Origin of the sequence: Acidibrevibacterium fodinaquatile (assembly GCF_003352165.1) — a bacterium.
GTDB lineage: Bacteria > Pseudomonadota > Alphaproteobacteria > Acetobacterales > Acetobacteraceae > Acidibrevibacterium > Acidibrevibacterium fodinaquatile.
Genome location: NZ_CP029176.1, coordinates 1,252,542 through 1,272,480, shown reverse-complemented (window position 1 = coordinate 1,272,480; position 19,939 = coordinate 1,252,542). Strand labels below are relative to the sequence as shown.

19 protein-coding genes are annotated in these 19,939 nt (G+C 67.8%); 8 read left to right on the top strand and 11 right to left on the bottom strand.

Annotated features, from left to right (window positions below; genetic code table 11):
- The first annotated feature begins 3 nt into the window (after nucleotides 1-3).
- From trpC to DEF76_RS06150, 6 genes are all read left to right on the top strand, one after another.
- Nucleotides 4-828, top strand: coding sequence for an indole-3-glycerol phosphate synthase TrpC (gene trpC, locus DEF76_RS06175; RefSeq protein WP_114911579.1), 825 nt, complete (start codon nucleotides 4-6; stop codon nucleotides 826-828).
- The gene (moaC, locus tag DEF76_RS06170) at nucleotides 825-1,301 is read left to right on the top strand and encodes a cyclic pyranopterin monophosphate synthase MoaC (RefSeq protein ID WP_114911578.1); all 477 of its coding nucleotides are present in this window, start codon (nucleotides 825-827) and stop codon (nucleotides 1,299-1,301) included. Before trpC ends, moaC begins: the two co-directional genes overlap by 4 nt.
- A 7-nt stretch (nucleotides 1,302-1,308) precedes the next feature.
- Nucleotides 1,309-2,514 carry a molybdopterin molybdotransferase MoeA gene (locus DEF76_RS06165; RefSeq protein WP_114911577.1) on the top strand — a complete coding sequence of 402 codons (1,206 nt, stop codon included), beginning with the start codon at nucleotides 1,309-1,311 and terminating at the stop codon, nucleotides 2,512-2,514.
- 120 nt (nucleotides 2,515-2,634) lie between these two features.
- Nucleotides 2,635-3,447, top strand: a complete 813-nt coding sequence (locus DEF76_RS06160) for a UDP-2,3-diacylglucosamine diphosphatase (protein WP_114911576.1) — start codon at nucleotides 2,635-2,637, stop codon at nucleotides 3,445-3,447.
- The gene (locus DEF76_RS06155; RefSeq protein WP_114911575.1) at nucleotides 3,431-4,576 is read left to right on the top strand and encodes a glycosyltransferase family 4 protein; all 1,146 of its coding nucleotides are present in this window, start codon (nucleotides 3,431-3,433) and stop codon (nucleotides 4,574-4,576) included. The genes DEF76_RS06160 and DEF76_RS06155 overlap by 17 nt, the downstream gene beginning before the upstream one ends.
- Nucleotides 4,570-5,337 carry a glycosyltransferase family 2 protein gene (locus tag DEF76_RS06150; RefSeq protein WP_114911574.1) on the top strand — a complete coding sequence of 256 codons (768 nt, stop codon included), beginning with the start codon at nucleotides 4,570-4,572 and terminating at the stop codon, nucleotides 5,335-5,337. Before DEF76_RS06155 ends, DEF76_RS06150 begins: the two co-directional genes overlap by 7 nt.
- A gap of 48 nt (nucleotides 5,338-5,385) precedes the next feature.
- On the opposite strand, the gene DEF76_RS06145 is transcribed toward DEF76_RS06150, so the two are convergent.
- The 3 genes from DEF76_RS06145 to hflK form a co-directional block, all read right to left on the bottom strand.
- Nucleotides 5,386-6,915: a DegQ family serine endoprotease gene (locus DEF76_RS06145; RefSeq protein ID WP_114911573.1), complete on the bottom strand. Its 1,530-nt coding sequence runs from the start codon at nucleotides 6,913-6,915 to the stop codon at nucleotides 5,386-5,388.
- A 67-nt stretch (nucleotides 6,916-6,982) separates the two neighbouring features.
- Entirely contained in the window at nucleotides 6,983-7,855 is an 873-nt protein-coding gene (gene hflC, locus DEF76_RS06140; RefSeq protein WP_114911572.1) for a protease modulator HflC, read from the bottom strand.
- Nucleotides 7,852-9,033 carry an FtsH protease activity modulator HflK gene (gene hflK, locus DEF76_RS06135; protein ID WP_114911571.1) on the bottom strand — a complete coding sequence of 394 codons (1,182 nt, stop codon included), beginning with the start codon at nucleotides 9,031-9,033 and terminating at the stop codon, nucleotides 7,852-7,854. The genes hflC and hflK overlap by 4 nt, the downstream gene beginning before the upstream one ends.
- A 168-nt stretch (nucleotides 9,034-9,201) precedes the next feature.
- On the opposite strand from hflK, the gene DEF76_RS06130 reads away from it, so the two are divergent.
- Nucleotides 9,202-10,284 carry an Mrp/NBP35 family ATP-binding protein gene (locus DEF76_RS06130; RefSeq protein WP_114913707.1) on the top strand — a complete coding sequence of 361 codons (1,083 nt, stop codon included), beginning with the start codon at nucleotides 9,202-9,204 and terminating at the stop codon, nucleotides 10,282-10,284.
- 73 nt (nucleotides 10,285-10,357) lie between these two features.
- On the opposite strand, the gene DEF76_RS06125 is transcribed toward DEF76_RS06130, so the two are convergent.
- From DEF76_RS06125 to DEF76_RS06110, 4 genes are read right to left on the bottom strand one after another with little or no spacing between them, the layout of a single operon-like run.
- Complete coding sequence (locus DEF76_RS06125) at nucleotides 10,358-11,032, bottom strand: DJ-1/PfpI family protein (protein ID WP_114911570.1); 675 nt, start codon at nucleotides 11,030-11,032, stop codon at nucleotides 10,358-10,360.
- Between the two features lie 8 nt (nucleotides 11,033-11,040).
- The gene (otnC, locus tag DEF76_RS06120; RefSeq protein WP_114911569.1) at nucleotides 11,041-11,685 is read right to left on the bottom strand and encodes a 3-oxo-tetronate 4-phosphate decarboxylase; all 645 of its coding nucleotides are present in this window, start codon (nucleotides 11,683-11,685) and stop codon (nucleotides 11,041-11,043) included.
- Entirely contained in the window at nucleotides 11,682-13,322 is a 1,641-nt protein-coding gene (locus DEF76_RS06115; protein ID WP_114911568.1) for an efflux transporter outer membrane subunit, read from the bottom strand. Before DEF76_RS06115 ends, otnC begins: the two co-directional genes overlap by 4 nt.
- Complete coding sequence (locus tag DEF76_RS06110) at nucleotides 13,319-14,524, bottom strand: efflux RND transporter periplasmic adaptor subunit (RefSeq protein WP_114911567.1); 1,206 nt, start codon at nucleotides 14,522-14,524, stop codon at nucleotides 13,319-13,321. The genes DEF76_RS06115 and DEF76_RS06110 overlap by 4 nt, the downstream gene beginning before the upstream one ends.
- A gap of 362 nt (nucleotides 14,525-14,886) precedes the next feature.
- Here DEF76_RS06110 and DEF76_RS06105 point away from each other — a divergent pair, with 362 nt between their 5' ends.
- Nucleotides 14,887-16,056: a CaiB/BaiF CoA transferase family protein gene (locus tag DEF76_RS06105; RefSeq protein ID WP_114911566.1), complete on the top strand. Its 1,170-nt coding sequence runs from the start codon at nucleotides 14,887-14,889 to the stop codon at nucleotides 16,054-16,056.
- A 40-nt stretch (nucleotides 16,057-16,096) separates the two neighbouring features.
- Here DEF76_RS06105 and DEF76_RS06100 read toward each other — a convergent pair whose 3' ends face one another.
- The 4 genes from DEF76_RS06100 to DEF76_RS19240 form a co-directional block, all read right to left on the bottom strand.
- Nucleotides 16,097-16,588 carry a hypothetical protein gene (locus DEF76_RS06100; RefSeq protein WP_114911565.1) on the bottom strand — a complete coding sequence of 164 codons (492 nt, stop codon included), beginning with the start codon at nucleotides 16,586-16,588 and terminating at the stop codon, nucleotides 16,097-16,099.
- Complete coding sequence (locus DEF76_RS06095) at nucleotides 16,585-18,594, bottom strand: serine/threonine-protein kinase (RefSeq protein ID WP_114911564.1); 2,010 nt, start codon at nucleotides 18,592-18,594, stop codon at nucleotides 16,585-16,587. The genes DEF76_RS06100 and DEF76_RS06095 overlap by 4 nt, the downstream gene beginning before the upstream one ends.
- 69 nt (nucleotides 18,595-18,663) lie before the next feature.
- Entirely contained in the window at nucleotides 18,664-19,497 is an 834-nt protein-coding gene (locus DEF76_RS06090; RefSeq protein WP_114911563.1) for an FTR1 family iron permease, read from the bottom strand.
- 43 nt (nucleotides 19,498-19,540) lie between these two features.
- Complete coding sequence (locus DEF76_RS19240; protein WP_205216121.1) at nucleotides 19,541-19,882, bottom strand: cupredoxin domain-containing protein; 342 nt, start codon at nucleotides 19,880-19,882, stop codon at nucleotides 19,541-19,543.
- Between the last annotated feature and the right edge of the window lie 57 nt (nucleotides 19,883-19,939).

Below are 19,939 nucleotides of genomic sequence, written 5' to 3'. Positions count from 1 at the left end.
ATCATGACCGCTGATCCCGCCCTTGATGGCACCGACATTCTGGCGCTGATCTGCGCCCAAACCCGCGCCGAAACCGCCCGCCGGCGTGAGGCAACCCCGATCGAGGCGCTGAAATCGCGCATTGCCGCGGCTGGGCCGCCGCGCGGCTTCGGTCACGCCCTCAAGGGGAAAATCGCCATCGGCGGCTTCGGCCTGGTCGCCGAGATCAAGCGGGCCTCGCCCTCGGGCGGGCTGATCCGCGCCGATTTCTCGCCTGCCGATCTCGCCCGCGCCTATGCCGCGGGGGGGGCGACCTGCCTCTCGGTGCTCACCGACGCCCCCTATTTCCAGGGATCGCCGGACGATCTCATCGCCGCCCGCGCCGCGGTCGATCTCCCGGTTCTGCGCAAGGATTTCATCCTCGAGCCCTGGCAGGTGTATGAAAGCCGGGCGATGGGGGCGGATTGCATCCTCCTCATCATGGCGGCGCTCACCGATCAGGAGGCGCGCGACCTCGAAGCCCTCGCCCGCTCGCTCGACATGGACGTCCTCGCCGAGGTTCATGATGAGGCCGAACTCGATCGCGCCCTTGGGCTCGCGACCAATCTGATCGGCATCAACAACCGCAATCTCAAGACGCTCGCAACCACCCTCGACACCTCGCGCGCGCTCGCCCCGCGCATTCCGCCGGATCGCTTCCCGATCGCCGAAAGCGGCATCAAGAGCCATGCCGACCTCCTCGGCCTCTGTCGCGACGCGGGCGTTCATTGTTTTCTCGTCGGCGAACACCTGATGCGCGAGGCGGACGTCACCGCCGCGACCCGGGCGCTGCTCGGCGCGCCGGCATGACCGCCGAATTCAGCCATTTCGATGATAGCGGCCAGGCGGTGATGGTCGATGTCTCGGCCAAGCCGATCACCGCGCGCCGTGCGACCGCCCGCGCCCGGGTGGTGATGGCCGCCGCAACCCTCGCCCTGATCGAAGCCGGCGGCGCCAAAAAAGGCGACGTGCTCGGGGTTGCGCGGCTCGCCGGCATCATGGCCGCCAAGCGTACCGCCGATCTCATTCCGCTCTGCCACCCGCTGCCGCTCGATTCGGTGACGGTCGATCTGATCGCCGTGCCGCCGGATGCGGTCGAGATCACCGCAACCGTGCGCACCACCGGGCGCACCGGGGTCGAGATGGAAGCGCTGACGGCGGCCAGTGTGGCGGCGCTCACGGTCTATGACATGTGCAAGGCGGTCGATCGTGGCATGCGTATCGAGGCGGTGCGCCTCGTCGCCAAATCCGGCGGCAAGTCTGGTGATTTCGCGCAAAGCTGAGGCAGCGATGATCAGCATCGAAGACGCCCGCGCCCGCATCCTTGCCGCCTTCGCCCCGGTCGGCGCCGAGACGGTGGCTCTCGCCGAGGCGTGCGGGCGGATCAGCGCGGCCGCAGTGATCGCGCGCCGGACCCAACCGCCGGCCGATGTCTCGGCGATGGACGGCTACGCCGTCCGCGCCGCGGACGCGCGCGACGGCGCTACCCTTCGCGTGATCGGCAGTGCCCCGGCCGGTCATCCATTCGCCGGGCGCATCGGCGCCGGCGAAACGGTACGGATTTTCACCGGCAGCATCCTCCCCGAAGGCGCCGATGCCGTGCTGCTGCAAGAAGATGCGGAGGCCATGGGCGAGACCGTGCGGGTGCGCGAGAGCGTCCTGCCGGGCCGGCATATTCGCCGCATGGGCGAGGATTTCGCGCGCGATGAGCCGATCATCGCCGCCGGGCGGCGGCTTTCGCCGCGCGATATCGGCCTTGCCGCGGCCGCCAATCATCCCTGGCTCCGGGTTCATCGCCGCCCGCGTGTCGCGGTGCTCGCGACCGGGGATGAAATCGCGCTCCCCGGCGAGCCGATCCCCCAAGGCGGGATCGTCAGCTCGAACGCCCATGCGCTGGCGGCGATGCTCACATCGCTCGGTGCTGTTGCCAGCGTTTTGCCGATCGCGGCGGACGATCCCGACGCCATCGCCCAGGCGGCGGATGCCGCCCGCGGCTTCGATCTGTTGCTTACGACCGGCGGCGCCAGCGTCGGCGCGCATGATCTGGTGCAAGCGGGTCTCGCGCGGCGGGGTCTCGCGGTCGATTTCTGGAAGATCGCGATGCGGCCGGGCAAGCCGCTGATGTTCGGGCGCCTCGGTGAGATGCCGGTGCTCGGCCTGCCCGGCAACCCGGTCGCGGCGTTCGTCTGCGGCCTGCTCTTCGTGCGCCCGGCGGTGCTGCGGCTGGCCGGCCTTGCGGGCGCGCCGCTCGCAACCGCAACGGCGACGACCGCGACGCCGCTTGCCGCCAATGACCGCCGTTTCGACTTTCTCCGCGCCCGCCTCCTCGAGGACGAGGCCGGAAATCTGGTCGCCGAGGCGTTCGCGGTTCAGGATTCGGCGATGCAGGCGGTGCTCGCGCGGGCCGACGCGCTCATCCTCCGCCCGCCTTTCGCGCCGGCGCTGGCGGCCGGCGGCGTGGTCGAGATCATCCGCTTCGATCGCCTCGGTCTCTGATCCGCCACGTCATACATGTGTCACGGCGTGGTAAAATTCCGATCTCTGTCATCATAGTTTCTTTGAAGTCATCATAGTTTCATTGGCAGAGACTCTGCGGCATGGCGTAACGAGAGCGCCATGACAAACATCATGGCGCTTCCCACTTATCGCAGCGTCTTCCTCTCCGACACCCATCTCGGCACCAAGGAGTGCCGCGCCGATTTCCTCGCCGATTTTCTCCGCCGCGTCTCCGCCGAGCATTTCTATCTGGTGGGAGACATCATCGATGGCTGGCGGCTGCGGCGCGGCTGGCACTGGGACCGGCATCATGACGCGGTCTTGACGGAAATCCTTCGCCACGCCCGTTCGGGCGCCAAAGTCACCTATATCGCCGGCAATCACGACGAGGCGCTGCGGCGCTTCCTGCCGCTCGGGCTTGAGGTCGTCGGGATCGCGCTCGCCGACGAGGCCGCGCATACCACCGCCGATGGCCGCCGTCTGCTGGTTTTGCACGGCGATCACTTCGATTCGGTGGTGTGCTATGCTCGCTTTCTCGCGTTGCTCGGCGATGGCGCTTACAGCTTCGCGCTCTGGCTCAACCGCTATTTCAACCTCGCCCGCGCCCGGTTCGGCTATCCCTATTGGTCGCTCTCGGCCTATCTCAAGCGCCGGGTCAAAGAGGCGGTGAAGGCGATCGACCGTTTCGAGGTGGCGCTTGCCGCCGATGCCGCGCGGCGCGGCTTCGATGGCGTGGTCTGCGGCCATATCCACCACGCCGAAATGCGCGAGGTCGGCGGCAAGCTCTATCTCAACGCCGGGGACTGGGTGGAAAGCTGCACCGCCCTCGTCGAGCATCGCGACGGGCGCTTGGAACTGCTCGATTGGGCGGCGATCAACGGACTTTCCTTCCTCGCCCGGCGAGATGCGGCGCTGAATGCCGCCACCGCCTGAGATCGCTCTGGCGCCGCGACGGATCGCCATCGTCAGCGATGCCTGGCATCCGCAAATCAACGGCGTCGTCCGCACTATCGCCATGGTTGCGGCCGAGCTGCGCGCTGCCGGCCATCAGGTGTTGGTGATCGGACCCGACCGGTTTCGGACCATGCCTTGTCCGTTCTACCCGGAAATCCGGCTCGCCCTCTGGCCGCGCCGGCGTCTTGCCGGGCTGCTTGCCGCATTCGCCCCCGATTCGCTCCATATCGCGACCGAAGGGCCGCTCGGCCTTGCCGCCTCCGCCCTTGCCCGCCGCGCCGGCTGGGCCTTCACCACCGCCTATCACACGCATTTCCCCGATTATCTCGCCGCGCGCCTGCGGCTGCCGCGCGCCCTCACCTATCGCTGGCTGCGGCGCTTTCACGGGCGCGGCGTCAGCGTGATGGTCGCAACGAGCGGGCTCGCGGCGGAACTCGCGGCGCGCGGCTTTGACAACACGGTTTTGTGGTCGCGCGGCGTCGATCTCGCGCTGTTTCACCCCGGCAACGCCGCGCCTTTGCCCTATCCGCGGCCGATTTTCCTCTCGGTCGGGCGGCTTGCGGTCGAGAAAAACCTTCCCGCCTTCCTCGGTCTCGATCTGCCGGGAAGCAAACTCGTGATCGGCGACGGCCCGGCGCGGGCCGCGTTGCAGCGCGCCTATCCCGCGGCGCATTTCCTCGGGGCGCTGCAGGGCGAAGCACTCGCCCAAGCCTACGCGAGCAGCGATGTCTTCGTTTTCCCAAGCGAGACCGACACGTTCGGCCTGGTGCTCCTCGAAGCCTTGGCCTCGGGGCTGCCGGTCGCGGCACTTCCCGCCGCCGCCCCCCGCGCGGTGCTCGGCGACGCCGCGCGGGGCGGAACCGCGCCGCCGGTCGGGGTGCTCGATCGTGATCTCGGCGCGGCGGCACATGCCGCCCTTTCGCTTGACCGCAGCGCTTGCCGGCGCTTCGCGGAAGCGTTTTCCTGGGCCGCCGCGGCGCGGCAATTCCTCGCCAATCTGGTGCCGCTCGAGCCGCCGCTTGCGCACGCCGCGGCGCCAATCCCCGGCGCGCGCCCTCACCCCCTCCGCGTTCCCACCCCGCGTATCAAGGAGAGCGTCCCATGCTGATCAGCTTCGTCGTGCCCGCCTATAACGAAGAAGCTCTGCTCGCCGAAACCCTCGCCGTGATCCAAGGCGAAATCGCGCGCGAGGGGCTGATCCTCGGGGAAGAGGCGGAAATCATCGTCGTCGACAATGCCAGCACCGATCAAACCGGCGCCATCGCCCGCAAGATCCCTGGCGTCGTGGTGGTGGAGGAGCCGCGCAAGGGCCTGGTGCAGGCGCGTTTTGCCGGGTTCGTCAGGAGTTCCGGCGCGCTGATCGCCAATATCGATGCCGATACCCACCTTCCCGCCGGTTGGCTTGCGCGTGTGCGCGCCGAATTCGCCAAAGACTCTCGGCTCGTCGCCCTCAGCGGCCCTTATCTTTATCGCGACCTCTCGCCCGGGGTGCAGCGCGTGGTCGGGTTCTATTACCGCCTCGCCTATGCCGCCTATCTCGTCAATCACTACGTGCTCAGGGTCGGCGCGATGCTGCAGGGCGGCAATTTCGTCGTCCGGCGCGCGGCGATGGCACGGCTCGGCGCCGCCAATGACCGTTTTCGCTTTTATGGCGAGGATACCGATCTCGCGCGCCGTTTGAGCCGCTTCGGGCGGGTGAAATTCACCTTCGCGCTGCCCGCTTATTCCTCCGGCCGGCGTCTCAAGGGCGAAGGGGTGGTGACCATCGGGCTCCGCTACTCGCTCAATTTTTTCTGGGCGACCTTCCTCAAAAAGCCCTTCACCGAGGAATGGCGGGATATCCGCGAGCCGCGCGAAGAAAACGCCTGAACACGCCCGGGCGCCGGCCGATCACGCCGGCGCCCGCGGCCGATTGCCTCACCCGGGTTGCTTGCCGCTCTTCGCCGACGCCGCGAGCGGCAGCGGCACCCAGCGCAAGCCATCCTGCCCCTGGATCAGCAGCAGCACCATCTTGCGGTTCTGCTTGCGTGCCCGCTCCACCCGGGTCTCGATATCGGCGGGGCCGTTCACGTCCTCCTGCTGCACTTGCATGATGACATCACCGGGCCGGAGGCCGCGTTCGGCCGCCGCGCTGTCGGCGCCGACATCGGTGATGACGACGCCCTTCTGATCGGCGTTGAGCTGGAATTTCTCCCGCATCTCGGGCGTGATCGGCGCCACCTTGAGCCCGAGCCCCGAGATCGCGACCGGCGCCGCGGCCGGCGGCGTCGCCGGCGTGGCGAGCGCCGCCGGTTTGCTATCATCTTCCGGCATTTCCGCGATCCGCGCCGAGACCGTGACCTCCTTGCCATCACGCCAGAGCACGAGCGGCACCTCCGTCCCGATCGCGGTTTCCGCCACCATGCGCGGCAGATTGTGCAATTCCTTCACGTCCTGATTGTTGAATTTCAGGATGATATCACCGTTCTTGATCTGCGCCTTGTCGGCCGGGCCGCCATCGGTGACGCCGGCGACCATGACGCCGCGCGGCTCCTTCAAGCCGAGGCTCTCGGCGATATCGGGGGTGACCTGCTGGATGCGCACGCCAAGCCAGCCGCGCCGCGGCTTGCCGTATTTCAGCAATTGCGCGACCACGGTTTTCGCCATGTTGGAGGGGATGGCAAAGCCGATGCCGATCGAGCCGCCGGAGGGCGAATAGATCGCGGTGTTGATGCCGATCACCTCGCCGTTCATGTTAAAGAGCGGGCCGCCGGAATTGCCGCGATTGATCGGCGCGTCGGTCTGGATGAAATCGTCATACGGCCCCTGGCGGATATCACGCCCGCGCGCCGAGACGATCCCCGCCGTCACCGTGCCGCCGAGCCCGAACGGATTGCCGATCGCGAGCACCCAGTCACCCACCCGCATCGCCGAGGAATCGCCGAAAGCGAGCGCGTGCAAAGGCTTTTCCGGCTTGACCTGAAGGACGGCGATGTCGGTGCGGTCGTCGCGCCCGACCAGCTTGGCCTTCATCGAGGTGCCGTCTTGCAAGGTGACGGTGATTTCGTCCGCCCCGTCGATCACGTGGTTATTGGTGACGATGATGCCGGAGCTGTCGACCACGAAGCCCGAGCCCAGGCTCTGCATCTTGCGCATCGGCCCCGGCGCGTCGTCGGGCCCGCCGCCTTGCCCGCCGGGACGGTTCTTTTCCATGAAATCATGGAAAAACTGCTCGAACGGCGAGCCTGGCGGGAATACCGGCATCTCCGGCAGATTGCCGGCCCGCGCCTGCACGCTCTGGCTGCTCGAAACATTGACGACACCGGGCAGGAGATCGGCGGCGAGATCGGCGAAGCTCGCCGGCGCCTCACGCGCCGCAGCCGGGGTGAGGGCGGGCAAAGTGGCGAAAGCGGCGAGCACGCTGGCAAACGCAACGGCGCGCAGGCGGCGGATGGGGGCGTTGGTCATGAAAATCCTGTCCTCTCGAGGCTCTTGGCAAAATTGGTCTCGAACCGGCATTCGCGCAAGCGCCCCGTCAGGGCGCTTGCGGCACTTGGCGCAGATAACGGAAGAAATCCGCCTCCGGGCTCAGGATCAACCGGCTTTGCCCACCCGCGAGCCCGTCGCGGTAAGCCGCCAGCGTCCGCCAGATGACAAAAAATTGCGGATCCTGCTGATAGGCGCCGGCATAGAGGGCGATGGTTTTCTGCTCGCCCTCGCCGCGCAAGCGCTCGGCCTCGCCGCGGGCATCGGCGAGCAGAACCGTCCGCTCGCGCTCGGCATTGGCGCGGATCTTCGCGGCCGCCTCCGCCCCCTCGGCGCGCGCCTGCTTGGCCACCCGCTCGCGCTCGGACTGCATGCGCGAAAGAATCGCCTGCGTGTTCTCCGCCGGCAAATCGGCGCGGCGGATGCGCACATCCTCGATGACGATGCCAAAGCCGGCCATCTCGCCGTTCGCTTGGCGGCGGATTTCGCGCATGATCCGATCGCGATCGGCCGAAAGCACGCCGAGCAGCGTCTCGCCGCCCAGCACCCGGCGGAGACTGCCGGAAACCACGGCATCGAGCCGGGCGCGGATCGCCTCCTCGCTCGGCCCCACGGCCTGGTAGTAATGCAGCGGATCGGTGATCCGATAGCGCGTGAAGCTATCGACGATGAGGCGGCGCTGATCGCCGAGAATGACCTCTTCGCCGGCCATTTCGTCATCAAGCAAACGGCGGTCAAACAAGATCACCGTCTGCACCAGCGGCAGGCGGGCGTGCAGCCCGGGGGTGGTGATCAGCGCGCGCGGCTCGCCGAGCTGGACAAGCAGCGCCTGCGCCGTCTGCGGCACGGTAAAGAAGGTCGCATCGGCGCCGATCGCAAGCACGATCAGCACGGCGATGAGGGCGAGAAACCCGGGTCTCATGGCTTTTCCCCCGCCGCCGCGTCACCCTTGGCGGCATCGTGCCGATCGAGCGAAAGCAATGGCAGGACGCCCTTGATCGCGGGGTCGATCACCGTGACATGGCCTTTTTCCATCACCGCCTGCATGGTTTCGATATAGAGGCGGGCTAGCGTGATGTCTTTCGCAGCGCGATAGGCCGCGAGCACGCTCGCGAAACGCTGTGCCGCGCCACTCGCCTCGGCGATCGCCGCCTGGCGGGCGCCATCGGCCTCGGCGACGATTCGCGCCGCCTCGCCGCGGGCGCGCGGGACGATGTCGTTGTGGTAGGCCTCGGCTTCGTTGCGCATCCGCTCGGCATCGGTATTGGCGCGCTGGACGTCGCGGAAACTGTCGATCACCGCCGGCGGCGGATCGACTTTTTGCAACTGCACCTGGGTGATCTCGATGCCGGAGCCGTACTCGTCCAAAATCGCCTGCGCGCCCTTTTGCACCGCCTCCTCGATGGCGCCGCGCGCGCCGGTCAAGGCCGGCTGGATCGGTGTCCGCCCGATCACTTCGCGCATGACGCTTTCGGCGACGGATTTCACCGTGCCGGCGGGATGGCGGATGTTGAAGAGATAATCCGGCGCGCTGCGGATGCGCCAGAAGACGGTGAAATCAATATCGATGATGTTTTCGTCGCCGGTGAGCATCAGGCTCTCCTCGGTGACGTCGCGCCCCTCATTCTCGGCGGCGAGATTGGCGCGATAGCCGATCTCGATCCGGTTGATGCGTGTCACCGCGGGACGCAGCACGCTCTCGATCGGCCATGGGAGATGATAGCTGAGGCCCGGCGGGACCAAGCGGGCGAAGGCACCGAAGCGCAGCACCACCCCTTCCTCGTCGGGCTGGACACGAAACAGGCCGCTCGCGAACCAGAGCAGCACCAGCACCAGCGCCGCCGCGAGCCACAGCCGCGATGCCCGCCAGGCCTCGCCGCCACCCCCCCCAGGTCCGCCACCCTGCCCGCCACCCTGCCCGCCGTTACCACGCCCTCCCGTGATGCCCCCGAACAGGCGCCGCGCGCGCGCGATCAGCGCCGCGAGATCGGGCGGCAAGCCGTTGCCCCAGGGCGGCTCTGGCCGCCTGCCGGGCCGCGGCGATCCCCACGGCCCCTGCCCCCCCGGGCCGCCGCCTTGTCCACCATTATGCCAGGACATGCCAGAGATGCTCCTTCAAATGCCGCGGCCAGAGAAATTACGGCCAGGAAATTTCATGCGCGTGGGTCATTGGCGTTCAGACCGCGGTCGAGGATAAGCTACACGAGCTGGCCCGGCGGCCGCGAGGCCGCGGCGCATAATGACCGGACGAAAAAGGTTTGCAAGCCGATGCCCCAACCCACGCCAGAACAGCTCCGCGCCGCCCTCGCGACCCTCGCCGACCCCGCCTCGGGGCGCGATCTCGTCAGCGCCGGGCGGATCGACAGTCTCCAGGTCAAAGACGGGCTGGTGCAGGTTGCGCTCCGCGTCCGGCGGGAGGAGGCCGCGGCGATGGAGCCGGTACGCCGCCAAGCCGAGGCCCTGCTCGCCGGCCAAGACGGGGTGCGGAACGCAACCGTCATCCTCACCGCCCATCGCGACACGCCGGCCCCGACACCGCCCCAAGGGCACGCGCGCGGGCATGCGCATGGCGACCCGCGCCAGCAGCCGAAACTGCTCGCCGAGGTCGGCGCGGTGATCGCCATCGCCTCGGGCAAGGGGGGGGTTGGCAAATCGACCGTCGCCACCAACCTCGCGGTGGCGCTTGCCGGGCGCGGCCTCGCGGTCGGGCTGCTGGATGCCGATATCTATGGCCCCAGTCTTCCGCACATGCTCGGCGTCACCCGCCGGCCGGAAGTGCGGGACGACAAAATGCTGCCGATCAAGGTCTGGGGCTTGGAAGCCATCTCGATCGGCTTCATCACCGCCCCCGATACCGCGATGATCTGGCGCGGCCCGATGGTCATGGGCGCCTTGCAGCAATTGATGGAGCAGGTCGCCTGGGGCAAGCTCGACGTCATGGTGATCGACCTGCCGCCCGGCACCGGTGACGCGCAACTGACCCTCGCCCAGCGCGTCACCCTCGCCGGCGCGGTGATCGTCTCGACGCCCCAGGACGTGGCGCTGGCTGATGCGCGGCGCGGGGTCAAAATGTTCGAGACGGTGGGGGTGAAGATCCTCGGCCTCGTCGAAAACATGAGCTTTTTCTGCTGCCCCGAATGCGGCCACCGCACCGAAATCTTCGGCCACGGCGGCGCCCGCGCCGAGGCGGCGCGGCTCGGCGTGCCCTTCTTGGGCGAAATCCCGCTGCTCGCCGGCGTGCGCGAAAGTAGCGATTCCGGCACCCCGATCGTCATCAGCGCCCCCGAAAACCCCGCCGCGGCGGCATTCCAGGCGCTTGCCGCTTCAGTCCAGAAAGCGATTGGGCGTTAGAGCAAGGCAAAGACTCTTCTTTTTCTGAAGAAAAAGAAGCAAAAAGACTTTTGTCTTGAGGTGCGAAAGCGCCTCACCTCCCGGTGATGCGGGCGATCGCGGCTTCGCGTTCCAGGCGGGAGGCGGCGCCGCGTTCGCGGGCGGCGGCGAGCACTGCCGACGAGGCGGTTTCCGGCGTGCCGGCATCGAAGGGCGGCGCGGGCGCATATTCGATGCCGAGCTGGACGGTCTCCGCCTCCGTTTGGCTGGTCAATTCAGCGATAAGCGCGAGGCCGAAATCGATCCCCGCGGTGACGCCGCCGGCGGTGATCAGATTGCCGTCACGAACCACTCTTCCCGCCGTCGGAATAGCGCCGAAATGGGCGAGCAGATCATGCGCGTTCCAATGCGTCGTCGCGCGCCGCCCGGTGAGAAGCCCGGCCGCGCCGAGAACCAGGGCACCGGTGCAAACCGAGGTCACATAGCGCGCCCGCCCTGCCTGTTCGCGCACGAAGGCGAGCGTCTCGGCATCCTCCAGAAGCACGTTGATCCCGGCGCCGCCCGGAATGCACAGCAGATCGAGCGGTGGACAGGTGGTGAAGGTAGCGTTCGGCGTCAAAATCAGCCCGGTCGAGGCCGTGACCGGCGCCAGCGTCTTCCACACGAGATAGGTTTTACTATCCTTGAGCGTCGCCAGCACTTCATAAGGTGCGGTGAGATCGAGTTGCTGCACCTTGGGAAACACGAGAAACCCGATCGCGAACGCCATGCGCCCCCTCACCCAAACGTCTTGCGAAGATCTTCGACTTGCGCCGGCGTCAGCAGGCGCGCCGGCGCGCCGCGCAGCAAGAGGGCGAGTTTGGCGGCCTCTTCCAGTTCCTCGGCGGCATAAACCGCATCGCGCAGGCTGGATGCCGAGACCACCGGGCCGTGATTGGCGAGCAGCACCGCCCGCGCGCCGGCGGCCGCGGCATGGATCGCCGGCTCCATCGCCGGGTCGCCGGGGCGGAAATAGGGGACGAGCGGCAGGCGCTCACCGATCCGCATGACGAAATAGGGGGTGAGCGGCGGGATCGGGTTGTCCGGGTCGGCGTCGGCCAGGCAGGCGATCGCGGTCGCCATCGGCGAGTGGAGATGAACCACCGCCCGCGCCTCCGGCCGCGCCCGGTAGAAGGCGCGGTGCATGAACACTTCCTTCGAGGGCTTATCGCCATCAAGATGGCGGAACTCGGGATCGAGACGCGAAATGCGCGCCGCCTCCAGCCGCCCGAGCGAAGAATTGGTCGGCGTGATCAGATAGCCGTCCGCGAGCCGGACGCTGATATTGCCGGCGCTGCCGACCGAAAACCCGCGCGCGAAAAGGCTTGCGGCAAGCTCCACCAAAAGCGCGCGGGTCGTGCCCTCGGCGTCGTCGCCGCTCATTGGCCGGACGGCGGCGGGCTCGACGCGGGCGGCGCGGCGGCGGCATTGGGCGCCGGCTGATAGAAGCTCGCCTGGGTCGGGCCGACCTGCTTCGGGCTCGCGGTGCCCGGCTTTAGCGGGTTGAGCATGATCGTCTGCTCGGCGCCGGGGAGATCCTGCGTCGTCCAGCCGCCACCCAAGGCGCGCACGAGATCGACATTGGATTGCAGCCGGCGCGTCTGGACCTGGATCGCCGAGACCTGGGTATCGAGCCATTGGATATCGTTGACCACGACATCGAGATAGTTGACCCCGCCTTCTTGGAACAAGGAGGTCGAGAGTTGCAGCGAACGCGCCGAATCGTTCACCGCCTCACTGACCTGCTGGAACTCGGTGCCGAGATTATTGAGGAGCGAGAGGTCATCCTCGACCTCCTGATAGGCGAGCAGCACGGTTGCGCGGTAATTCGCGACCGCTTCGCGCAGCCGGGCATAGGCTTGCGCCTCGGCGGCACGGCGATAGCCGCCCTCAAACAGCGGCATCAGGAATTGCGGCCCGATCGCCCAATAGCTCAGCGGGCTCGCGATCATCGTCTGGCCGTAGCCACCGCCGAGGCCGCCGCCGACCAGGCCGAGATTGAAGACCGGGAAGAACGCGGCTTTGGTGACGCCAATCTCCTCGTTCGCCGCCGCCACCTGCCGCTCCGCCGCCGCGACATCGGGGCGCCGTTGCAGAAGGTCAGAGGGCAGCCCGGTCGGGATGCTGGGCAGCGCGATCGGCGCCACCACCGGCTTCAGCGTGAACTGCGAAGCCGGCTGCCCAACCAGCGAGGCGATGGCGTGTTCGACCAGGGCGCGCGAGGCTTTGACGTCGGATTCCTCCGCCTGCGCCTGCTCGAGCACGGTTTTGGCCTCAGAAATGTCGAGGCCGGAGGCGATCTGCCCCTGATAGCGGTTGACGGTGATCTGAACCCCGTCCTGATAATCCTTTACCGCGCGGGCGATGACGTCGATTTCGGCATCGAGGCCGCGCAACAGGACGTAATCACTCGCGAGCTGCGCTTGCAGGCTGAGTTGGGCGTTGGCGAGCAACGCGGCGGCCGCCTGCGACTGGTATTCGGCGTTCTTCACCATGTCGTGCAGCTGGTTCCAGAGATCGATCTCGTAACTCGCGCTGCCGCCGACGGCGTCGTATTGGTATTGGTTGAAAGTGCCGAAATTGCGCCCGACCCCGGGCGCGATCGGGTATTGGCTGGGCGCATTGAAGCCGCGGACCTGTTCCCCGCGCGGCCGCGATCCGGTGCCGTTCCAGCCGAATTGCGAGGCCGCGCCGCCGGTGCCGACCGAGGGGAAGAGCACGGAATTGATTTCGGAGACGAAGGCGCGCGAGGAATCGTAATGCGCAACCGCGGCGGCGATGTCGGGGTTGGCGGCGTTGAGCTGGTCCTCGAGCTTATTCAAGACCGCATCATGATAGATCGACCACCATGGCCCGCGCGGGATGGTATCTTTCGGGTCCGCCTTCTGCCAATCGCCGGTCTCCTTGAACGAGGTGGGAACGGCGACGATCGGGGCGTGGTATTTCGGCGCGAAATCAGTGCATCCGGCGAGCAGCGCGGCGAGCGAAGCGGCCGCCAGCCAACGCCTCTCGGGCCTCACTGGCTAGCCTCTGAAAGCTGCTCGCCGCCTTTGCCGCTCGAGCCCTTGCCTCCCTCGCCGGCGACATTGACGAGATCACCGGGCGAAAGGGAATCGGGCGGGGAGTTGATCACCCGATCGGTGGCGGCGAGCCCGGAGATGATTTCGACATCCGCGCCCATGTCGAGCCCGATGGTCACGTCATGCATCTTGACGTGGCGGGTCGCGTCCACCACCGCGACTTGCAATCCGTGCTGCTGGAACATCAGCGCGCTCACCGGAACGCGAACCGTCGACGGATTGGGCGGCAGCTTGAAATGGACATTGGCATAGGTGCCGGGCTGGAGCTTGCCATCCGGGTTATCCGCCCAAAGCTCGACGAGCAGGGTGCGGGAATCCGGGCTCACCGCATTCGCCGTCGTGTTGAGCTTGGCCGGGAAGACTTCGTTCGGGTATTCCGGCATATAGAGATCGGCCTCCATCCCGCTCTTGATGCGCGAGATGTAGATTTGCGGGATGCGGACATAGACGCGCATCTTGTGGATATCGGCGACGGTGAACAGCTCCGGCCCGGTGCCGCCGCCGGCGTTGACCAGGGCGCCGATATCGGTGCGCCGCGCCGTCACCACGCCGTCGAACGGGGCGACGATGCGCTTGAAGGTCTCGAGCGCCTCGAGACGGCTGACATTGGCTTGCGCCGCCGCCACCACCGCGTGCTTGGCTTCGTCGTCATAAACCTTGACGTCGGTGTCCTCGTGCGAGACCGAGTCAGAGGCAAGCAGCCGCTTCCAGCGCTGGGCGGTGACATCGGCGAGCTTCTGGTCGGCGACCGCGCGGGCATAGGCGGCCTTGGCCTCGGCATATTGCTGATCGAGATCGGGGGTGTCGATCTCGGCGAGAAGGTCGTTGGTTTTGACCCGCGCGCCGATATCCCGATACCACATCTTCACGTAGCCGTTGACGCGGGCATAGATCGGCGCTTCGTACCAAGATTCGACATCGCCCGGCAGCACCAGCTCATCCGCGTGCTGGTTGGGCACCGGCTTGATCACCGCAACCGTCGGGATCGCCGCCGCATCGGTCGCCTTGACCAGCTCGGCTTCGGCTTTTTTGCGGTCCATGATGCCGGAGACGCCGAGCCCCACGGCAACGGCAAGCACGATCAGACCGAAAATCAGCGGGCCGCGGCTCTTGCGGGGGGACGGGTTTTCGCTGCTGTTCATGTCTTCTCCAAGCACTCACACGTTGCCGGCCCAAGAGAGGGATATGCAGGCCGCGCACGTTAGGCATTTGCCGCGCCGACACGGCGGCAATAATGCCACAAAACGCTTCCCGACCGCCAATGCCCGTCGCAAGGCAGGCCTGTCTCTATCGCCTACCCTCCCGACGCTCAAGGACTAAACTCTAATGATTGTTTTATTGCCCGATTTGTCGCGATTTTTTGATCTCAGCCGGCAGGGCGCGGCCGTGCCGGGTACCCTGGCGGCGGCGAGCGGAAGCGGCTAGCCTCGGACCGGCGATGCGACGAGCTTGCCCGCGCGCCCGCACGCATGACGCCAGCGCCGATAAAGCCGACGGAGCCCCGATGAGCCTCCCCCTCGCCCGTTTCACCGTTCTCGACCTTTCCCGCGTCCGCGCCGGCCCGACCGCGGTCCGCCAGCTCGCCGATTGGGGGGCGCAGGTCATCAAGATCGAAGCCCCGGCCGCCGAGGAAGGGCTCGGCGGCGGGCGCGAGGGGGCGGATTTCCAAAATCTGCACCGCAACAAACGCGCCATCACCCTCGATCTCAAGCAGCCGGAGGGGGTCGCGCTGCTCAAACGCCTGGCCGCGCGCGCCGATGTCTTGGTCGAGAATTACCGGCCCGACGTCAAGCGCCGCCTCGGTATCGATTATCCGGTCTTGCGCGAGGTCAATCCGCGCCTCGTCTATGCCAGCATTTCCGGCTTCGGCCAGGACGGTCCCTATGCCGAGCGGCCCGGCTTCGATCAGATCGCGCAGGGCATGGGCGGGCTGATGTCGATCACCGGCCGCCCGGGCGAGGGGCCGATGCGGGTCGGCATCCCGGTCGCCGATCTCACGGCGGGGATCTTCTGCGCCATGGGCATCCTGATCGCGCTGCTCGAACGCGAGGAATCGGGCATCGGCCAATATGTCGAAAGCTCGCTGCTCGCAGCACAAATCGCCATGCTCGATTTCCAGGCGGCGCGCTGGCTGATCGAGCGCGACGTGCCCGGCCAGGCCGGCAACAATCACCCGACCACGGTGCCGACCGGCGTCTTCAAGACCGCGGATGGGCATATCAACATCGCGGTGGCCGGCAACGCGATCTATCGCCGCTTTTGCGACGCGCTCGGCGCCCCGCATCTCGCGACCGACGCCAAATTCGCGACCGGCGCGGCGCGCCTTGCCCATCGCGACGAGATGAATGCGGCGATCGAGGCGATCACCGTGACCCGGCCCGCAGCGGCCTGGATCGAGGCGCTGAACGCGGCGGGCGTGCCGGCCGGGCCGATCTATCGCATCGACGAAGTCTTCGCCGACCCGCAAGTCCGCCATCTCGGCATCGCCGCCCCTGTGATGCACCCCAAGCGCGGGCGGATGGAACTCGTCGGTCAGGCGGTCTCGCTGTCGCGCACCAATTGGGCCTTGCGGAGCGCAACCCCGGAGATGGGCGAGCATACTGAGGCGGTGCTGGGCGAACTCGGCCTCGATGCCAGCGAGATCGCGGCGCTGAGGAAGAAGAAGGTGATCTGAGTCCGGGCGCCGCGCGACGCCTCCCGTTTCGGGAGCGCCCTCACGGCTCGGCCATGTCGGCGTCCGCGGGCGGGATGCCCCATTCCGCTTCGTAGCGTGCGCGGGCGGCGCGCAATTCCGCATCGCGCCGGCGGCTCGTGCCTTCGAGGAGGAGATGCACGAAAACCGGCGCCACTTCGGCCACCAGCCAGCCCGCCGCGGTTGCCGCCCAGGCCAGGCCAAGGGTGAAGACATCGGAAAGCAGGTCGAGGCTGTTCTCCATCGTCAAGCCATGATCCCAGAGCCGCCAAGCCGGCGTTACGCTCGCCGCGGCGCCGCAGAGGAGCATGGTGCGCGCGACCGGCTTGCCCGGCATGCGGTCGATCAGCAGGACGCATAGCCCGGGCAAAAGCAGCACGCCGAGCAGCACCGCGAGCGGTGTCGCAAGCGTCGCCAGCGCGCCGCAGGCGAGCCCCTGCAGCCAGACCAGCGACCGCCCCGGCTTTGCCGCCGGCCGCGTCGTCACCGCGCCGCCGCCCGCGCCGGCCTTCATCCGAACACCAGCCAGCCGACGCTCGACGCCAGCGCGAGCATGCCGCTGCCGACCGCGATCTCATGGCCGATACGGGTCGCGTGACGGCGGCGCTCGGCGGACGCGGTTCGCAGTGCCGCGCGCTCGGCATCGATCTTGGCGACCGCGCTAAGGGCCTGTTTCAACCCCTGGGCATCGGTCGCCAGCGTATTCCGGTCGTCAAACAAGGCGAGCATGGGCAGCAATTGCCCGGCTTGGACCAAGCGGCGGAGCTGCGCCAAAACGTCGGCGCGCCGGGCGCGGTTGTGCCAACGCTCGGTCAGCGGTTCGGCGCGCTCGACGAGCCAGGCGGCGAGGCCCGGAAGCGGCGCGGGATGCGCCGCCTGCAGCCGCGACAGCGCGCGCAGGCTCGCGAGCTGCGGCTCGCCGCCCGCCGCATCGCCGGCGAAGGCGCCGAGATCGCCGCTGAGCCGGCCATCCTGATGGGCGGCGATGAAGGCGGCGATGTGGCCGTCCACCGGCTCGCCGCGCCGGCGCTCGGGCTGCTGCGAAATCGCCTCCAGCGCCGGCAGGAGATCAGCGAGCCGCGCGACCCAGCGGCCGGCGAGCAGCGGGCTGGCGCAGGGCTGCAGCGGGTTGAGGGCATAGGCGATCCGCGCAAGGCCGCCGCCGAGGCCGCGGATGCGCTGCCACATGCGGTGATGCTGGGCGGTCTGGCGGAGCGCCGTTGCGTCACAGAGTTCGGGGCGCATCAGGGCCCAGCCGGCGACCGCCTCGGCGGCCACGAGATCGTCGATCTTGGCGGCCAGCTCGCTGTTTTCCTGCATGCCCTCGGCGAGCACGCCGCCGAGCCCGTCGGGCCAGAGAGCAACACCACGCCAGCAGAGCGGCGCCAGCGGATCGAGAACGGCGATCAGGCGCATCGTCATCGTCGCGTCGGCGCGGGAATCCTCGGGGGGAAATTCGCTCCGCTGGCGCACGACGTCATCCGCCCGCCCGGCCAGCACCGCATCGCCGAGGCTCCGGCGCAGCCAATGGTCGAGATAGTGGCTGCGCACCAAGTGCACCGCCTCCTCGGGCCGGCGGGCGAGGGCATAGGCGAGCGAACGCGCGTCCCAGATCGGCTGGTCGGCAATTTTCAAGGCACGCTGCGCCCGCCGCCCGGGCCGCGCCGCCAGTCTCCGCGCCCGCGCCGCCGAAGGGTCGAGATAGAGCTGCGGCGGCGGGCGATGGATCGGATCCTCGGCCAGCATGCCACGCAACAGATCGGCGATCATCGCCGGCAGACGCGCCTCGCCGACCAGGGCGGCATAGCTGCCGAGATCGAGCTTGCGCCGGATGATCGCCGCGTCATCCAGCCCGGCGAGCGGCGTCCGCCCAAGCGCGAGCGTGAGCAAGGTGACGCCGAGGGCATAGATATCGTCAGCGATGACGCCATCACCGCGGCCGGCGGGATGGCACATCGCGACATAAGGCGGTTCATAAAGCGCCGGCTGCAAGCTTCCCGGCGGGCCGGCCCAAGCGGCGCCGAGGGTCACCGGCTCGCCGGCGCTGCCCTGGAAGATATTATCGGGGCGAATGGCGCGATGGGTGACGCCGCGCGTCGCCAGGGCATCGAGCCCCATCGCCGCCGGGCGCAGCACGCACTCCAGCAGCTCACGCTCGCCCCAGACCCGCGGGCTTGCGGCGAGCGAGGGGCCGGGCGGCGCGCCGCAGATGACGAAGCCGGCTTCGCTGCCTTCCGGTGTGAGGGCGACGCCGTGCGCGAGCGGCAGCAAAAGCCCGGGGATGGCGCTTTTGCTGAGATGTTCGATGGCATGGACGCGGGCCGGCGCGCTCGGCCGGATCTGCAGCGCCATCAACCCCGCCGCGGCGTTTTGCTGATCGCGTGTGACGAACGCCATCATCCCGCCGCCGGCGCCGGCGAGCGGGGAGGCGAAATCGACCTGATAGCGCCCGCCAATCAGCGCCGCGGCCCCCCGCCCGCCCTCGCGCGTCGCAGGATGTTCAGCAGATTTTTCCGCCATAACGCCCGTTCCCATGGAAGCGGGCGATCATGCCGCGATGATGCTTACCAGAGGGTAAAAAACGCCGCTCTATTCCGCCGCCGCGGCACGCGCCGGGCGCATCCCTGACCGCACCGCGCGCGCAAGACCGGAGATCGTCGCCAGGGTCGCGGCGTACACCAAAAGCTGCAAGCCGTCGGGCTCGGCGGTGTAGCCGACCAGGCTATGGGCGAGCCGGCCGGCGATGGAGTCGTCGCTGAGCAACGCCGCCGAGTTCCACACCGGCGCCGACAGCAGATCGGCGAACCCCGCCTGCTGCAAGAACGCGACCGCTTGCGCTGCCATGCCGGCGGCCATCAGCGTGATCAGCGCGCCGGTGAGCGACAGCATGCGCCCGACCGGGATCGCGATGAGGCCGCCATAAAGCAACGCCGCGACGAGGGCGCCAGCGACGATGCCAAGCGCCCCGCCGACCACCATCCCCCAGCCCGACACGCCGCCTGAGAGCGCGATGCCGTAAAGAAACAGCACCACTTCCGAGCCTTCGCGCAGCACCGCGATCGCAACCACGATGCCAAGCGCGACGAGTGGCCGGCTGCCCTCGCGCACCGCGCCGCCGAGGGCGCGCATCTCGTGGGCGATGGCGCGGCCGTGGCTTGCCATCCAGATCGTGTGCCAGGCGAGCATCAGGGTCGCGATGCCGAGCACCGCGGCCTGAAAAACCTCCTGGCCGCTGCCCGCGAAAAGAGCGCCGAGACGACCGGCGCCAGCCGCGAGGAGACAGGCGCCCATGACCCCCGCGGCGATGCCGAGCCCGACCATCCGGCCGCGCCCGGGAACCCCCTTGGTCGCCGCCATCACGATGCCGACGATCAACCCGGCCTCGATGACCTCACGAAAGACGATCAGCAACGCAGCGACCATGAGTTGGCTTTCCCGAGTTATATCAAACCACGATTGGGCAGCGCTATTGCGCGATGACGACCCCTTGGGCGGTCTTGTCGTGATATTCCCCCTCGAATTTATAGCGTCCCGGCGCGAGCGGGCGGAGATAGAGGGTGCCGCTGCCGCCGCCGGCGATCACTTTTTCGACCTTGAGCGCCGAAGAATCGAACTCTTCTGCCGTCTTGTCCATGTTCTTGATATGGATCGCCACCCGCTTGCCGGCGGGGACGGTGATTTCGGCGGGAGAAAAGACATGATCCTTGATCACGAGGTCACGGCTTTCGACATCGTCAGCCGCGAGCGCCGCGCCAGTGCCAAGGGTGAACAGGCCGACGGCCATCGCGGAAAAGAACAGGGAACGCATCGTTCGGGTCGCCTCATTCTGGTATCGTTGTTGCGTGTAATGATGAGAGTTATTCGC

Bases quoted from the DNA above. Each gene is read 5' to 3' on its own strand.
- DEF76_RS06150 (WP_114911574.1), top strand. From the start codon at position 4,570: ATGCTGATCAGCTTCGTCGTGCCCGCCTATAACGAAGAAGCTCTGCTC.
- trpC (WP_114911579.1), top strand. From the start codon at position 4: ATGACCGCTGATCCCGCCCTTGATGGCACCGACATTCTGGCGCTGATC.
- DEF76_RS06160 (WP_114911576.1), top strand. From the start codon at position 2,635: ATGACAAACATCATGGCGCTTCCCACTTATCGCAGCGTCTTCCTCTCC.
- DEF76_RS06100 (WP_114911565.1), bottom strand. From the start codon at position 16,588: ATGAAGGCCGGCGCGGGCGGCGGCGCGGTGACGACGCGGCCGGCGGCA.
- DEF76_RS06090 (WP_114911563.1), bottom strand. From the start codon at position 19,497: ATGGTCGCTGCGTTGCTGATCGTCTTTCGTGAGGTCATCGAGGCCGGG.
- DEF76_RS06125 (WP_114911570.1), bottom strand. From the start codon at position 11,032: ATGGCGTTCGCGATCGGGTTTCTCGTGTTTCCCAAGGTGCAGCAACTC.
- DEF76_RS06145 (WP_114911573.1), bottom strand. From the start codon at position 6,915: ATGACCAACGCCCCCATCCGCCGCCTGCGCGCCGTTGCGTTTGCCAGC.
- DEF76_RS06155 (WP_114911575.1), top strand. From the start codon at position 3,431: ATGCCGCCACCGCCTGAGATCGCTCTGGCGCCGCGACGGATCGCCATC.
- moaC (WP_114911578.1), top strand. From the start codon at position 825: ATGACCGCCGAATTCAGCCATTTCGATGATAGCGGCCAGGCGGTGATG.
- DEF76_RS06105 (WP_114911566.1), top strand. From the start codon at position 14,887: ATGAGCCTCCCCCTCGCCCGTTTCACCGTTCTCGACCTTTCCCGCGTC.
- hflC (WP_114911572.1), bottom strand. From the start codon at position 7,855: ATGAGACCCGGGTTTCTCGCCCTCATCGCCGTGCTGATCGTGCTTGCG.
- hflK (WP_114911571.1), bottom strand. From the start codon at position 9,033: ATGTCCTGGCATAATGGTGGACAAGGCGGCGGCCCGGGGGGGCAGGGG.
- DEF76_RS19240 (WP_205216121.1), bottom strand. From the start codon at position 19,882: ATGCGTTCCCTGTTCTTTTCCGCGATGGCCGTCGGCCTGTTCACCCTT.
- DEF76_RS06165 (WP_114911577.1), top strand. From the start codon at position 1,309: ATGATCAGCATCGAAGACGCCCGCGCCCGCATCCTTGCCGCCTTCGCC.
- DEF76_RS06110 (WP_114911567.1), bottom strand. From the start codon at position 14,524: ATGAACAGCAGCGAAAACCCGTCCCCCCGCAAGAGCCGCGGCCCGCTG.
- DEF76_RS06095 (WP_114911564.1), bottom strand. From the start codon at position 18,594: ATGGCGGAAAAATCTGCTGAACATCCTGCGACGCGCGAGGGCGGGCGG.
- otnC (WP_114911569.1), bottom strand. From the start codon at position 11,685: ATGAGCGGCGACGACGCCGAGGGCACGACCCGCGCGCTTTTGGTGGAG.
- DEF76_RS06130 (WP_114913707.1), top strand. From the start codon at position 9,202: ATGCCCCAACCCACGCCAGAACAGCTCCGCGCCGCCCTCGCGACCCTC.